Source organism: Mesorhizobium sp. M0077 (genome assembly GCF_040322955.1).
GTDB lineage: Bacteria > Pseudomonadota > Alphaproteobacteria > Rhizobiales > Rhizobiaceae > Mesorhizobium.
The window spans coordinates 472,002-485,771 of the sequence record NZ_JAMYUL010000001.1 but is presented as its reverse complement, the minus strand read 5'-3'; the positions used below and the strand labels follow the sequence as shown (position 1 = coordinate 485,771).

At 62.9% G+C, this 13,770-nt stretch carries 10 protein-coding genes; 1 reads left to right on the top strand and 9 read right to left on the bottom strand.

What is annotated here, in order from left to right; translation table 11 throughout:
- Nucleotides 1-6 precede the first annotated feature (6 nt).
- The gene (locus NKJ57_RS02340) at nucleotides 7-3,366 is read right to left on the bottom strand and encodes a transglutaminase family protein (protein WP_023733417.1); all 3,360 of its coding nucleotides are present in this window, start codon (nucleotides 3,364-3,366) and stop codon (nucleotides 7-9) included.
- Between the two features lie 248 nt (nucleotides 3,367-3,614).
- Nucleotides 3,615-4,811, bottom strand: coding sequence for an acyl-CoA dehydrogenase (locus NKJ57_RS02335; protein WP_023699743.1), 1,197 nt, complete (start codon nucleotides 4,809-4,811; stop codon nucleotides 3,615-3,617).
- 106 nt (nucleotides 4,812-4,917) lie between these two features.
- Between NKJ57_RS02335 and NKJ57_RS02330 the strand changes: the two genes are divergently transcribed.
- Nucleotides 4,918-5,829 (top strand): LysR family transcriptional regulator, encoded by a 912-nt coding sequence (locus NKJ57_RS02330; RefSeq protein WP_023733418.1) that lies wholly within the window; start codon nucleotides 4,918-4,920, stop codon nucleotides 5,827-5,829.
- 11 nt (nucleotides 5,830-5,840) lie between these two features.
- Here the strand turns inward: NKJ57_RS02330 and NKJ57_RS02325 are convergent, their stop codons facing one another.
- The 7 genes from NKJ57_RS02325 to NKJ57_RS02295 all read right to left on the bottom strand — a co-directional run bounded on the left by NKJ57_RS02325 (nucleotide 5,841) and on the right by NKJ57_RS02295 (nucleotide 13,770).
- Nucleotides 5,841-6,023, bottom strand: a complete 183-nt coding sequence (locus NKJ57_RS02325) for a hypothetical protein (RefSeq protein ID WP_023671771.1) — start codon at nucleotides 6,021-6,023, stop codon at nucleotides 5,841-5,843.
- Nucleotides 6,024-6,088: 65 nt separating this feature from the next.
- A complete protein-coding gene (locus NKJ57_RS02320; protein WP_352510425.1) occupies nucleotides 6,089-8,410 on the bottom strand; it encodes a Tex family protein in 2,322 nt (773 codons plus the stop codon).
- 114 nt (nucleotides 8,411-8,524) lie between these two features.
- Nucleotides 8,525-9,706: a serine hydrolase domain-containing protein gene (locus tag NKJ57_RS02315; protein ID WP_023733420.1), complete on the bottom strand. Its 1,182-nt coding sequence runs from the start codon at nucleotides 9,704-9,706 to the stop codon at nucleotides 8,525-8,527.
- Between the two features lie 33 nt (nucleotides 9,707-9,739).
- Entirely contained in the window at nucleotides 9,740-10,936 is a 1,197-nt protein-coding gene (locus NKJ57_RS02310; RefSeq protein WP_352510424.1) for a serine hydrolase domain-containing protein, read from the bottom strand.
- 62 nt (nucleotides 10,937-10,998) lie between these two features.
- Nucleotides 10,999-12,033 carry an ABC transporter substrate-binding protein gene (locus tag NKJ57_RS02305; RefSeq protein WP_352510423.1) on the bottom strand — a complete coding sequence of 345 codons (1,035 nt, stop codon included), beginning with the start codon at nucleotides 12,031-12,033 and terminating at the stop codon, nucleotides 10,999-11,001.
- A 23-nt stretch (nucleotides 12,034-12,056) separates the two neighbouring features.
- Nucleotides 12,057-12,857 carry an ABC transporter permease gene (locus NKJ57_RS02300; protein ID WP_023686325.1) on the bottom strand — a complete coding sequence of 267 codons (801 nt, stop codon included), beginning with the start codon at nucleotides 12,855-12,857 and terminating at the stop codon, nucleotides 12,057-12,059.
- On the bottom strand, nucleotides 12,850-13,770 hold the full coding sequence (locus NKJ57_RS02295; RefSeq protein ID WP_352510422.1) for an ABC transporter permease: 921 nt from the start codon (nucleotides 13,768-13,770) through the stop codon (nucleotides 12,850-12,852). Before NKJ57_RS02295 ends, NKJ57_RS02300 begins: the two co-directional genes overlap by 8 nt.

Genomic DNA, 13,770 nt, shown 5'->3' with positions numbered 1-13,770 from the left:
TGCTGATCAGAGTCTTGCTGGCCGCCTGAGGTCAAGGGTCATGGGGAAGTCTTCAGAGGCTTCTTCATTGCGCAGCACATAGGCCGACGGCGTATGGCCGCGCGGCTCGAAGCGGGCGAGACGCCTCGCCTCGGCCTCATTGCCGTTGACCGGGAACGTGTCGTAGCTGCGCCCACCTGGATGCGCGACATGGTAGACGCAGCCGCCCACCGCCCGCCCCGACCAACGGTCGTAAATGTCGAAGACCAAAGGCGTGTTGACCGGCAGCGCCGGATGCAGGCCCGACGAAGGCTGCCAGGCCTTGAAGCGCACACCGGCCACCGAGACCTCGCGATTGTCGGTGACCTTCATCGGCACGATTCGGCCATTGCAGACAATGGCATGACGTTCCGGGTTGAGGCCTTCGGTCCTGACCTGCAGCCGTTCGACCGAGGAATCGACGAAGCGCACGGTGCCGCCGATGGCCCCTTGCTCACCCATCACATGCCACGGCTCCAGCGCCTGCCGCAGTTCCAGCTTGATGCCGGCATGCTGGACTTCGCCGCAGAACGGAAAGCGGAACTCCAGCTGGGCATCGAACCATTCCGGCCGGAATTCGAAACCGTTGAGCTTGAGGTCGTCGAGCACGTCGAGGAAATCCGCCCAGACATAATGCGGCAGCATGAAACGGTCATGGAGCGAGGTGCCCCAGCGCACGAAGCGGCCATCAAGCGGGTTCTTCCACGCACGGGCGATGATGGCGCGCACCAGCAATTGCTGCGCCAGCGACATGCGCGCATTGGGCGGCATCTCGAAACCGCGGAACTCGACAAGCCCAAGCCGGCCGGTCGGGCCATCGGGCGAAAACAGCTTGTCGATGCAGATTTCCGAGCGGTGCGTATTGCCGGTGACGTCAGTCAACAGATTTCGGAACAGTCGGTCCACCAGCCAAGGCAGCGGTGCGTTGCCCTGGTCGGGATGCGGCACCTGCGCCATCGCGATCTCGAGTTCGTAAAGCGAGTCATGCCGCGCCTCGTCGAAGCGCGGCGCCTGGCTGGTCGGGCCGATGAACAGGCCGGAGAATAGATAAGACAGCGACGGGCGCCGCTGCCATTGTAGCACCAGGCTCTTCAACAAATCGGGCCGGCGCAGGAACGGGCTGTCATTGGGCGTTGCGCCGCCGACCACAACATGGTTGCCGCCGCCGGTACCGGTGTGGCGGCCATCGATCATGAACTTGTCGGCGCCAAGCCGTGTCTGCCGTGCTTCCTCGTAAATCGCCGTCGTCGTCGCCACGCAGTCCTGCCAGTTGGCAGCCGGATGGATGTTGACCTCGATGACGCCGGGATCGGGTGCCACCCTGATGACGTTGAGGCGCGGATCGTGCGGCGGTCCATAGCCTTCGATATGCACGGGAAGGCGGATCGCCTTGGCCGCGTTTTCTGCGGCTGCGACCAGTTCGAGATAATCTTCCAGCGCCTCGACCGGCGGCATGAACACGCAAAGCCGCCCGTCGCGCGGCTCGACCGAAAGTGCTGTACGCACCGCGCCGCCGATCTCGGTGATCTCCTGCTCCACCCGGTCTTGCTGGCCGGTCGTCGCAGTGAACGATACCGCCTGCTGGCGCCGCGCCATCTCGTCGGCGCCTTCCAGTTCGGCCGGAGCCGGTTCTGGCAGTATGGCTTCCCGCGCCGGCAGCGGTCCACGCGGCAGCGACGGATCGACCGGCACGACATAGGGGAACTGTGCCGGCGGCACATAGGGCAGCGTGCCCAGCGGCAGGCGGTAGCCGACCGGGGAATCGCCCGGCACCAGGAACAGCCGCCCGCGCCGGGTCTTCCATTTTTCCGAGCGCCAGCGCGGGTCCGAAGCCTGGCTGTTCCAGCGCTGCACCGGCAGCACGTAGCCGGACGGCCTGGTCAGCCCGCGCTCGAACACTTTCGCCATGCGGCTGCGCTCTTCGGGGTCTTCCAGTTTGGAGTTGGACGGATCGACATTGTCGGGCAGCTTACCTTCCTTCAGCAGCCATTCGGCCGGGTCCTCATAGGCCTCGCTGACCATCGCCTTGTCGATGCCGAGTTCGCCGGCGATTGCCGTCAGCAGGCTTTTCGCCTGCTGCGGCCCGACCTTCGCATCGCTCTTTTCGCGTGCGATCAGCGACGGATCGCTCCACACCGGCTGGCCGTCGGTGCGCCAATACAGCGAGAAGGTCCAACGCGGCAGGCTCTCGCCCGGATACCATTTGCCCTGGCCGTAATGGAGGAAACCGCCCGGCGCGAAGCGCTCGCGCAGTTTCCGGATCAACGCATCGGCCTTTTCGCGCTTGGTCGGGCCGACGGCGGCGGTGTTCCACTCGGCGGACTCGAAATCGTCGATCGACACAAAGGTCGGCTCGCCGCCCATTGTCAGCCTGACATCACCCGCTTGAAGTGCGGCGTCGACCTTGTTGCCCAGCGCATCCAGCGCCTGCCAACTCTCATCCGAAAACGGCTTGGTGATGCGCGGATGTTCGGCAATGCGGTCGACACGCATGTCGAAGCCGAACTCGACATTGGCAAAGCTCGCCATGCCGGAAATGGGCGCGGCGTTGCGGAAATGCGGCGTGGCCGCCAGCGGCACATGGCTTTCGCCGGTGAGCAGGCCGGACGTCGGATCGAAGCCGATCCAGCCGGCGCCCGGCAGATAGACCTCGCACCAGGCGTGCAGGTCGGTGAAGTCGACGGCGGTTCCGGCTGGGCCATCGAGCGCGACCAGATCGGGCTTCAGCTGGATCAGATAGCCTGAGACGAAACGCGCGGCGAGGCCGAGATTCCTGAGAATTTGCACCAGCAGCCAGCTCGAATCCCGGCACGATCCCTTTTTCGCGGCCAGCGTTTCCTCCGGCGAGAACACGCCGGTTTCCATCCGCACGATATAGGCGATCTCCCGCTGCAGCCGCGCATTGAGGTCGACGACGAAATTGACGGTGTTGGTGGCGCTACGGTCGATGGTTGCGAGGAAAGCCGACAGCAGCGGCCCCGCCGGCTCCGGCGTGCGGTAGATGGCGAGATCGTCCCTGATGTCTTCGGGGTACTCGAACGGGAAGGTCTCGGCCGATGGCTCGACGAAGAAATCGAACGGATTGTAGACCGTCATGTCGGCGACGAGATCGACCTCGATCTTCAATTCCGTCACTGGTTCCGGGAAGACGAAGCGGGCCAGGAAATTGCCGTAGGGGTCCTGCTGAAGATTGACGAAGTGGTTCGCCGGCCCGACCTTCAGCGAATGGCTGAGCACCTTGGTGCGGGAATGCGGTGCCGGCTGCAGCCTGATGACCTGGGGCCCGAGAACCACCGGCCGGTCATATTTGTAATGGGTCAGGTGGTAGACGGCTGCCAGTATTGCCATGGGGCCCCGGAGATCGGCGTTTCTTCAGCCGAACCCTGACACATCTATTGGCCATTCTCCAAGCAGAGATGTTGCGCTGCACCTAAATTAAGCAGCCGAAGCCGGCTACGCTGTGTCGAGATTCAGGTCAGGCCGAGTCGAAAATGGCTGATACCGAGAACCGGAGCAGAGCGTACTTTTGGCACGCGAGCACCGGAAGCGCAGGTATCGGCCATTTGCAGGCCGGCCTCACTTGAATTCGGCACAGCTTAGAAAAACGCCTGTATCCCCGTCTGCGCCCGTCCCAAAATCAGCGCATGCACGTCATGCGTGCCTTCATAGGTGTTGACCGTCTCCAGGTTCTGCGCGTGGCGCATGACGTGGTAGCCGATCTGGATGCCGTTGCCGCCATGCATGTCGCGGGCCTGGCGGGCGATGTCGAGCGCCTTGCCGCAATTGTTGCGCTTGACGATCGAGATCATCTCCGGTGCCATCTTGCCTTCATCCATCAGCCGCCCGACGCGCAGCGAGCCCTGCAAGCCGAGCGCAATCTCGGTCTGCATGTCGGCGAGCTTTTTCTGGAACAGCTGCGTGCCGGCGAGCGGCTTGCCGAACTGCTTGCGGTCGAGTCCATACTGCCGGGCCCGGTGCCAGCAATCCTCGGCGGCGCCCATCGCGCCCCAGGAAATGCCGTAGCGGGCCCGGTTGAGGCAGCCGAATGGGCCGCCGAGGCCCCTGGCGTTGGGCAGCAGCGCGTCTTCGCCGACTTCGACGCCTTCCATCACCACCTCGCCGGTGATCGAGGCCCTAAGGCTGAGCTTGCCGCCGATCTTCGGCGCCGACAGCCCCTTCATGCCCTTCTCCAGTACGAAACCGCGGATTTCGTCCTTGCCGTTGTCGCCCTTCAGCTTCGCCCAGACCACGAACACGTCGGCGATCGGCGCGTTGGATATCCACATTTTCGAGCCGGAAATCTTGTAGCCGTTCGCCGTCTTCTCGGCCCGCGTCTTCATGCCGCCCGGATCGGAACCGGCATCCGGCTCGGTCAGGCCGAAACAGCCGATCCATTCGCCCGAAGCCAGCTTCGGCAGGTATCTCTTGCGCTGTTCTTCCGAGCCATAGGCATGGATGGGGTACATCACCAGCGACGATTGCACCGACATCATCGAGCGGTAGCCGGAATCGACCCGCTCGACCTCGCGCGCCACCAACCCGTAGGTGACGTAATTGGCGCCGAGACCGCCATATTCCTCAGGGATGGTGATGCCGAGCAGGCCGGCCTCGCCCATCTCACGAAAAATGCCGGCGTCGGTCTTTTCCTCGAGATAGGCCTCCTCGATGCGCGGCGCGAGCTTGTCGGCGGCAAAGGCGGCCGCGCCATCGCGCACCATGCGCTCATCCTCGGAAAGCTGGTTCTCGATCAGGAAGGGGTCTTCCCAGACGAACGCGTTCTTGTCGGCGGCCATGGCTTCGCTCTCTCCCAAAATCTTGAAGTGCTCGGGCTTATCCACCTCCGCTTCGGAAAAATCAAACAAAATTGCATCACAGATCAATGAGGTTTAGTAATGGATCATGAACGTCCAACGCCGGCTTTTACCCAGCACCAGCGCCCTTGCCGCCTTCGAGGCCGTGGCCCGCCTTGGCTCCTTCACCGCTGCCGCCCAGGAACTCGATTTGACCCAAGGGGCCGTCAGCCGCCAGATAGCACTTCTGGAGGAACAGTTCGGCCGCCGGCTGTTCGAGCGCGACAGCCGCAATGTTCGGCTGTCCACGGCGGGCGAAATCTATGCCGAAGCCGTGCGGGCGGCACTCGGGCAATTGCGCGACGCCGCGCTCGGATTGATGAGCAATCGGCATAGCGGCATGCTGAACCTCGCCATACTGCCGACCTTCGGCACGCGCTGGCTGATGCCGCTGATCCCGGATTTCGTCGCAGAAAACCCTGACATCACCATCAACTTCGTCACCCGCATCGGCCGCTTCGACTTCGCCCGCGAACGCCTCGACGCCGCTATCCATCATGGCCAGCCGGACTGGCCGGACGCCGATTCCACATTGTTGATGCGCGAAACCGTGATGCCGGTGGTTTCGCCCGACTTCCTTGCCAGCCGCGATATCACCACGGCGGCCGACATCAGCCGCCTGCCGCTGCTGCACATGGCGACGCGCCCTGGCGCCTGGGGCGAATGGTTCGAGGAACAGGGCTTGAGCGCACCGATCGGACCCGGCATGCAGTTCGAGCAATTCGGCACCGTTGCCCAAGCCTGCATGGCGGGGCTTGGCGTCGCGCTCCTGCCGCAAGTTCTTATCGCCGGCGAATTGCAGCGCGGTCAGCTCGTGCAGGCGCCGGGACAGCCGATGCAAAGCCGCAGCGCCTACTACCTCGTCGTCCCGAACGACAAGCGCGGCCACCCGCCGGTCGCCAGCTTTCGCGACTGGCTGCTGGGCCAGGTTGAGAAGGAACCGGCCGTTCTGGCCTGGTAGCTACTTCCGCTTCATCGGCTCGGTTTCCGGCTGGAAGCGCAGCGTTTTTGCGACTTGCGTTCGGCAACTTTCGCATCGAGCTTGCTTTTGATCCGGGCGAAAGCCTGGTCTCCATCGACCGAACTGCCACTCGCCATGCCCTCGTCCCAAAGACGCCCCAACTCTTGGACACTCACTTTCTCGAAACTTGCCATATCGCGCGTATCTCCACACAAGGATGGTAGATAACGCTCTAGCGATTGCAAGGAACCATTCGAGGCTACTTCCGCTTCAAGGCATCGGCCAGTGCTGCGCCAAACGCGCCTTGCTGTGCCGGTCGTTCCGGCTGACGCTGCGGCATCGGCGAAGGTTGCGCCGGCTTTCCGCCGCCATTGTCGCGCGGCCCCTTCGGCGTCCCGCCCTCGCCGCCGTCCTTGCGCATGGACAGCGCGATGCGCTTGCGCTTGATGTCGACATCGACGACCCGCACCTTCACCACGTCGCCGGCCTTCACCACCTCATGCGCGTCCTTGATGAAACGATCAGCCAGTTGCGAGACATGCACCAGCCCGTCCTGATGCACGCCTATATCGACGAAGGCGCCGAAGGCCGCGACATTGGTGACGGTGCCTTCGAGAAGCATGCCGGGCTTCAGATCCTTGATATCGTCGATGCCATCGGCAAAGGTTGCGGTCTTGAAGCCGGGGCGCGGATCGCGGCCGGGCTTTTCCAGCTCGGCAATGATGTCGCGCACCGTCGGCAGGCCGAACCGTTCGTCAACGAAGACGCGCGGATCGAGCGCCTTGAGCGCGGCACTGTCTCCCATCAGCGAGCGCACATCGCGGCCGCAGGCAGCGACGATCTTCTTGGCCACGCCATAGGCTTCCGGATGGACCGACGAGGCGTCGAGCGGCTCGCTGCCATTGGCAATGCGGAGGAAGCCTGCGGACTGTTCGAACGCGCGCGGTCCAAGCCGCGCCACCTTGAGCAGTTCCTTGCGGCTGGCGAACGGCCCGGTCGCATCGCGATGCGCGACAATGGCATCGGCAAGCGACGCGCCTAGGCCTGACACGCGGGCCAAAAGCGGCGCCGAGGCGGTGTTGAGATCGACGCCGACAGCATTCACCGCGTCCTCCACCACCGCCTCCAGCGAGCGGCCAAGCCGGTACTGGTCGACGTCATGCTGGTACTGGCCGACGCCTATGGATTTCGGCTCGATCTTGACCAGTTCGGCGAGCGGGTCCTGCAGGCGCCTGGCGATCGACACCGCACCGCGCAGCGACACGTCGAGCCCGGGAAACTCAGCCGCCGCTGTCGCCGAGGCCGAATAGACCGAGGCGCCGGCCTCGCTGACGATCACCTTGAGCGGCTTTGGCCTACCATCCGAAGGCATGTCGGACAGCATGTCGGCGACCAGCTTTTCAGTCTCGCGGCTGCCGGTGCCGTTGCCGATCGAGATCAGCTCGACCTTATGCTGGCGGATGAGTGCTGCGAGCTGGGCCTGTGTGCCGCGCACATCGTTCCGCGGCGGAAATGGATAGACGGTCGTCGTCGCCAGCACCTTGCCGGTGCCATCTACCACCGCGACCTTGACGCCGGTGCGGATGCCGGGATCGAGCCCCATGGTCGGCCGCGAGCCGGCGGGTGCCGCCAGAAGCAAATCCTTGAGGTTGCGTGCAAAGACATGGATCGCCTCTTCCTCCGCCCGCTCGCGCAGGTCGCGCATCAAATCGAGCGTCAGGTGCAGCGAAAGCTTGATCCGCCAGGTCCAGCCGGCGACTTCCATCAGCCAGCGGTCGCCCGGCAGGCTGCCGCCGATGGCGTAGGCATTGGCGATCATCCGCTCGACCGGCTTCACCGGCGAGGCATCGTCGGCATCGACCTCGATGTCGAGCGACAACACCTCTTCGTTGCGGCCGCGCAGCATGGCCAGCGCGCGGTGGCTCGGAACATTTGCCCAACGCTCGACATGCTCGAAATAGTCGGAGAATTTCGCCCCGGCCTCCTGCTTACCGTCGACGACACGGGCACGCATGAAAGCGCGCTCCTTCATGTAGGTGCGAAGCTTGCCGACCAGATCGGCTTTTTCCGCGAACTGTTCCGACAGGATGTCGCGTGCGCCTTCCAGTGCGGCCTTGGCGTCGGTCAAATCCTCGGTCATATAAGCCAGCGCCGCCTCGGCGGGCACCAACGACCGGTTGGCCAAAATAGCCTCCGCCAATGGCCCCAGCCCGCGCTCCCGGGCGATCTCGGCCTTGGTGCGGCGCTTGGGCTTGTAGGGCAGGTAGATGTCTTCCAGTTCAGCCTTGGTGGCGGCAGCCACAATTTTGGCCTCAAGTTCCTCGGTCAGCTTGCCCTGCTCGCGGATCGAACCGAGAATGGTATCGCGGCGCGCATCGAGTTCGCGCAGATAGGCCAATCGCTCGGCAAGGTCGCGCAATTGGGTGTCGTCGAGCCCGCCGGTGACCTCCTTGCGGTAGCGCGCCACAAACGGCACCGTCGCGCCCTCATCGAGCAACCCTATAGCTGCTGATGCTTGCTCCGGCCGCGCCCCGATCTCTGCCGCGATGATGGATGCGATGCGTTTGCTGTCTGCTGCCATGCTGGTCCCTGTCGCAAAGAGCGGCGACCATAGGCGCTGATGTCCGTCACGCCAACCGCAGTGTTCTCAAGCGTCAAAGAGGTCCACAGGAAAGCGCCTTGCCTTGGCTCGTCCTCAGACCATCCCGCTCAGCGCCTCGAAAAAGGCAACGATCTCGCGTTCGAGCGGATAATCTTCAGGCACCGGCTGCGACCCCATTTTTGCAATCACCACTTCCGTCTTCGGATCGACGTAGAGCCATTGGCCATGGATGCCGATGCCGCAGAAAGCACCGTTTGCCGCACCCGTTTGGTACCACTTGTTGCGATAGCGGCCCTTCGGGAACAGATGCACCATCGTGCCGCGCTGCCAGGCCTCCGCGCTGCCGCCGGCAACGGTCGTATCGCGCACCCAGCCTTCCGGCACGATGCGCCGGCCATTGGCCGTGCCGCCCTGCCGCATCATCTCGCCGATACGCGCCAGGTCGCGCGGCGTCACCGAAATGCCGCCGGCGGTGCGCGCCGTACCTTCCATGTCGACGCCGATCGAAGCCTCGCTGACAGCACCCAGCGGCAGCCACAGTTTCTCGCGCATCAGGTCGGGGAAGCGCTGGCCGGAAGCTCGTTCGAGCAGCAGGCCGAGCAGATCGGAATTGGGCGAACGGTAGCGGAAGGTTTTGCCATGCGGTTCTTCGAGCCGCTGCAAGGTCAGAATGAATTCGCGCAAGCTTTCAGTGCCGCCGCCCGGATTCCACAGCGTCGCGCGGCGGTAACGGGCAAAGGCGCTTTCGGGATCGAGATAGGCCTCCTCGAAATCGAGGCTGACGCTCATGTCGAGCACATGCCGGCAGCTTGCATCGGCATAGGCCGAGCCGGCGGCTTCCGGAATGTAGGCCGTCACTGGCGCTTCCGGGTCGAACACGCCCTCGCCTTCCAATATGCCGGCGATGATGGCGGTGACCGATTTGCTGATCGAAAAGACGATGTGACGGGCGCCGAAATCCATAATGGGCGCAAACCAGTCGCCGATGACCTTGCCAGCCTTCAGCACCGTCAGCGCGTCGCTGCTCGAACGTGTGAGGAATTCGGCCACCGTTTCCGGGGCGCTGGCGATCGAAACCTTTTCGCCGAGCAGGCCGCTCAGGTCCCGCACCGGCGCTTCGACGCTTCCCGGCGTCGCCGCCACGGGAGCGGTCGGCACCAGTTCGCCAAGGTTCTGGAATGACCAGCGGTTGAAGGGGTTTTCGCGCCAGTTGGAGAGCAGCACCTCATTACGGGCAAAGCCGTAGCGGATCTCGAACGCAGTCTTGCCAGTCATGAACGTTTCCTCGGAGGGATGATTTGTTGTGGGTCAACCAAGCTTCTTGGCGATGGCGTGCACCGCCTTCAGCGTTGCCACCGAATAGGCGACATTGCTGAAATCCGGATAGCTTGAAAGCTTGACCACGACCATGCCGGTGTCCCAGTCGATATGGATCATCTGCCCGAACACGCCCCGGCACATCAGTGCGCGTGAGCGCGGGTTTTCGATCCAGAACTGGTTGCGGTAGCTGCCCTCCGGCAGGCTCGGATTGAAATCCGGCGCATGCCTGCCGTTGCGCGTCGCCTCGATCCAGTCGGCCGGCACGATGCCGCGGCCATTGTCGAGGATCAACTGGCCGAAGCGGGCGTAGTCTCGCAGCGTCGCGTTGAAGCCGCCATCGGCCAGCGCATAGCCGGCGCTGTCAACCGTGAAGCAGGCGCTCTCGTCGGCGCCGAGCTTTTGCCACAGCTCCTCGGACACCAACTGCGCCAGCCGTTTACCGGTGACCCGCTCCATGATGAAGGCAAGCACGTCGGTCTCGATCGAGCGGTACTCGAACGCGGCGCCATGCGGCCGCACCTTGTCCTTCAGCTGCAGGATCAACTCGAACAGATGCGGCGGCCATTGGAAATCCGGATCGCTGTCCGGCGGCACCGGCTTCCAGCCGGTGGCGACATCGACCTGGCCGATATCGGAATAGCGATCGGTGTATTCCTCGGAAAAGCGAACACCCGTCGTCATGTCAAGCACATGCTGCACGCTGGCGCCGTCCCAGCCGGTCGCGCCGAGCTCCTGCAGATAGGCGGTCACCGGTTTGGCCGGGTCGATCAAGCCGCGCCCAACCAGAATACCGAACACGGTGCCTGTTACCGACTTCGCCATCGACTGCGACAGATGCAGCGTGCGCTCGGCCATGCCGTTGAAATAGCGCTCATAGGCGACCTTGCCGTCTTTGAGCACCAGGAAGCCGTCCGTGTAGGTCTCGTCGAGCAGGCCAACGAGCGTCGTCGGACGGCCCTTGCTGTCTTCCACCGGCAGCGCGTCGAGATCGGTCTCTGCGCGCTCAAGACGATGGCGATGGCCATTGCCGCGCCAGACCTCGATGGTCGGCAGGAATTCGCGGATGTGTTGGAAGGCCCAGCGATTCCATGGCGGCCGGTCCCAGTCGAGCTTCGGCAGCACCATTTGAGGCGGCGAGCCCCGCATGATCGACGGCCGCGGATCGCTGTTGCGATAGGAGTCCATGAAAGCCATTCCGGAAAAGAAAAGACCCGGCGGCGGATGCCGCCGGGTCTGTCAGACTGCGGTTATTTCTGCAGTTCGGTCCAAATCTTGGTGTAGATGTCCTGGATCTCAGGCGCGCACATCTTCTGGAATTCGCCTTGTGCCTTCGCAGTCTCCGGAATGACGACTTCCGGCGCATCCTTCATGTCGGCCGGCATGTACTTGTCCGAGCCGGTAATGGCGTTTGCGTAGCGATGGAAGGCCGAGAGGCCGGCCGCGTTTTCCGGATCCATGATGAAGTTCTGGAACAGCTTGGCGTTCTCGACGTTCTTGGCTTCCTTGAGAACGACGACGTTATCGCTCCACAGGCCGTAGCCTTCCTTCGGATAATTGTAATGGATGGCCGGATTGGCCAACCGCTGGCGTAGCGCCGAGCCGTTCCAGTCGCTGGTCGCCTTGAAGTCGCCGGCGCCCATCTTTTCGATGGTGTTGTATTCCATGGCGATCCAGTTCGGCTTGGCCGCGACAAGCGTGTCGCGCACCTTCTTCAGCACCGTCTTGTCGTCGGTGCACTGCTGGCCGCCGACATATTTGATCGCCGCGAAGATAACGTCATTCATCTCCGGAACGACATTGGTCTTGCCCTTCAGCTCGTCCGGCGTGTTGAAGATGATGCCCCAGCTGTCGGCTGGTCCCTTGTAGGCATCGGTGTTGACGACGACGCCGACGGTGCCCAGCGCCCACGGCACGGAATATTTGCGGCCGGGGTCGAAGTCTGGATTGGCCCATTCCGGCGCCACGTTCTTGAAGTTCTCCATCTTGCCCGGATCGGTCTCCTGCACGAGGCCCTCCTTGATCCAGATCGGCACGTAGGTTTGCGACGGAACGGCTATGTCGAAGCCGGTGCCGCCCTGGCGTACCTTGGCGAGCGCCGTATCGTTGGAATCGTAATCGGTAATGGTCACCTTGACGTTGTATTTGGCTTCGAACTTTTTGATCACGTCGGGGCTGGTATAGTTGCCCCAATTGTAGATGTTCAGCTCGCCATCGGCGCTGGCCAGGCTCGTCGTTGCGAGCAGCGCCAACCCCATGGCGGCTGTCGTTGTTTTCCAGTTCATGGTTTTAGCTCCCATTTGTCGGTTCAGTCTCTTTTCCTGCTGACGAAGAAAAACAACGTGACGATCGCGACCGAAAGCAGCAGGAAGGCGGTCGATATCGCGTTGATCTCAGGCGTGATGCCGCGGCGGATCTGGCCGAGCATGTAGGTGGGCAGCGTATCCTGGCCGCCCGATTTGACAAACTCGGTGATGACGACGTCATCGAGCGAGATGACGAAGGCCAGCATCAGTCCGGCCAGTATGCCGGGCCACAAAAGCGGCAGCGTGATGCGGCGGAAGGTCTTCCAAGGCGTCGCGTACAGATCGGCGGCCGCGCGCTCCAGCGTCAGGTCCATGTTTTCCAGCCGCGCCCGGATCGGCAGATAGGCGAACGGGATGCAGAAAGCCGTGTGCGCGGCGATCAGATAGCCAATGCCGGAATAGCCGGTGAAGATCTTGATGCGCGAGAAGAAGATCAGCAGCGCCACGCCGGTGACGATCTCGGGCACCATCAGCGGCTGGTTGATCGCCGCATATTTGAAGGTGAGGCCCGGATAGGATGCGGTGCGCGTGGTGGCGAGCGCGGCCATGGTGGCAAAGATTGTCGACAGCACCGCAGCGACGGCGCCGATCCGGAACGAGCGTAGCGTCGCGTCGATAACTTGCACGTTCTGCCAAGCCGACTGAAACCAGCGCATCGAAAAGCCGCCCCATTCCGACGTCGAGTTCGCCGCGTTGAAGGCATAGGCGACCAGCACGATGATCGGCAGATAGAGCACGATAAAACAGGTCGCAGCGATCACCGTGAAGCCGGTCTGGTGCTTGATGGAAAAGTTCTTAGCCATGCCGCGCCCCCGACTTGCCGGCATTGCGCACATAGGCAAGCAAGGCAACCATGACGATGATCATCACCGTGATCGACAGCGCCGAGCCGAGCGGCCAGTTGCGGCCTTGGCCGAACTGCAATTCGATCAGGTTGGACAGCATCATGTTCTTGCCGCCGCCAAGCACGCTCGGCGTCACATAGGCGCCAAGGGCTGGAATGAAGACCAGGATGGAGCCGGCAATGACGCCGGGTTTGACCAGCGGGAAAATGATCTTCCGCAATACCTTGAAACGGGTCGCGTAGAGGTCGTAGCCCGCCTCGACGAGGCGAAAATCAAGCTTCTCCATGCTGGCATAGATCGGCAGCACCATCAGCGGCAGATAGACATATGCCATGCCGATCAGAATCGCCGTGTCGGTGAAGAGGATCTGCACCGGCGCTGAGACGATACCAAGCTTGAGCAGGATGGTGTTGATGATGCCTTCGTTGCGGATGATCTGCAGCACGGCGAAGGTGCGGATCAGCAGGTTGGTCCAGAACGGAATGGTGATCAGGAACAGCCAGAGATCCCTGGTCTTCTCGCTGCGTGTCGCCATGAAATAGGCGGTTGGAAACCCCAATGCCAAAGTTGCGATCGTCGTTATCACCGCCAACTTGATCGAGCGCCAGAATATGGTGACGTGCGCTGCCGCAAGCGAAAGCGTATCGTCGAAAATGTCGCGTTCCATGAACACCGACAGCCAGGCATCGGGCGAGAACTGCCACTTCACATCGCCATAGGGGCCAGGCGTCAGGAACGAGTAGATCAGCACGATCAGCAAGGGGCCGGTCGCGGCGAGGAAGATCACCAGCAAGGCTGGCGCTGACAGCAGCCAGCGGTCGCGCACATCGCGTCGCTGCGCTGCCTTGGCGACTTGTTCCGCGGTCGCCAT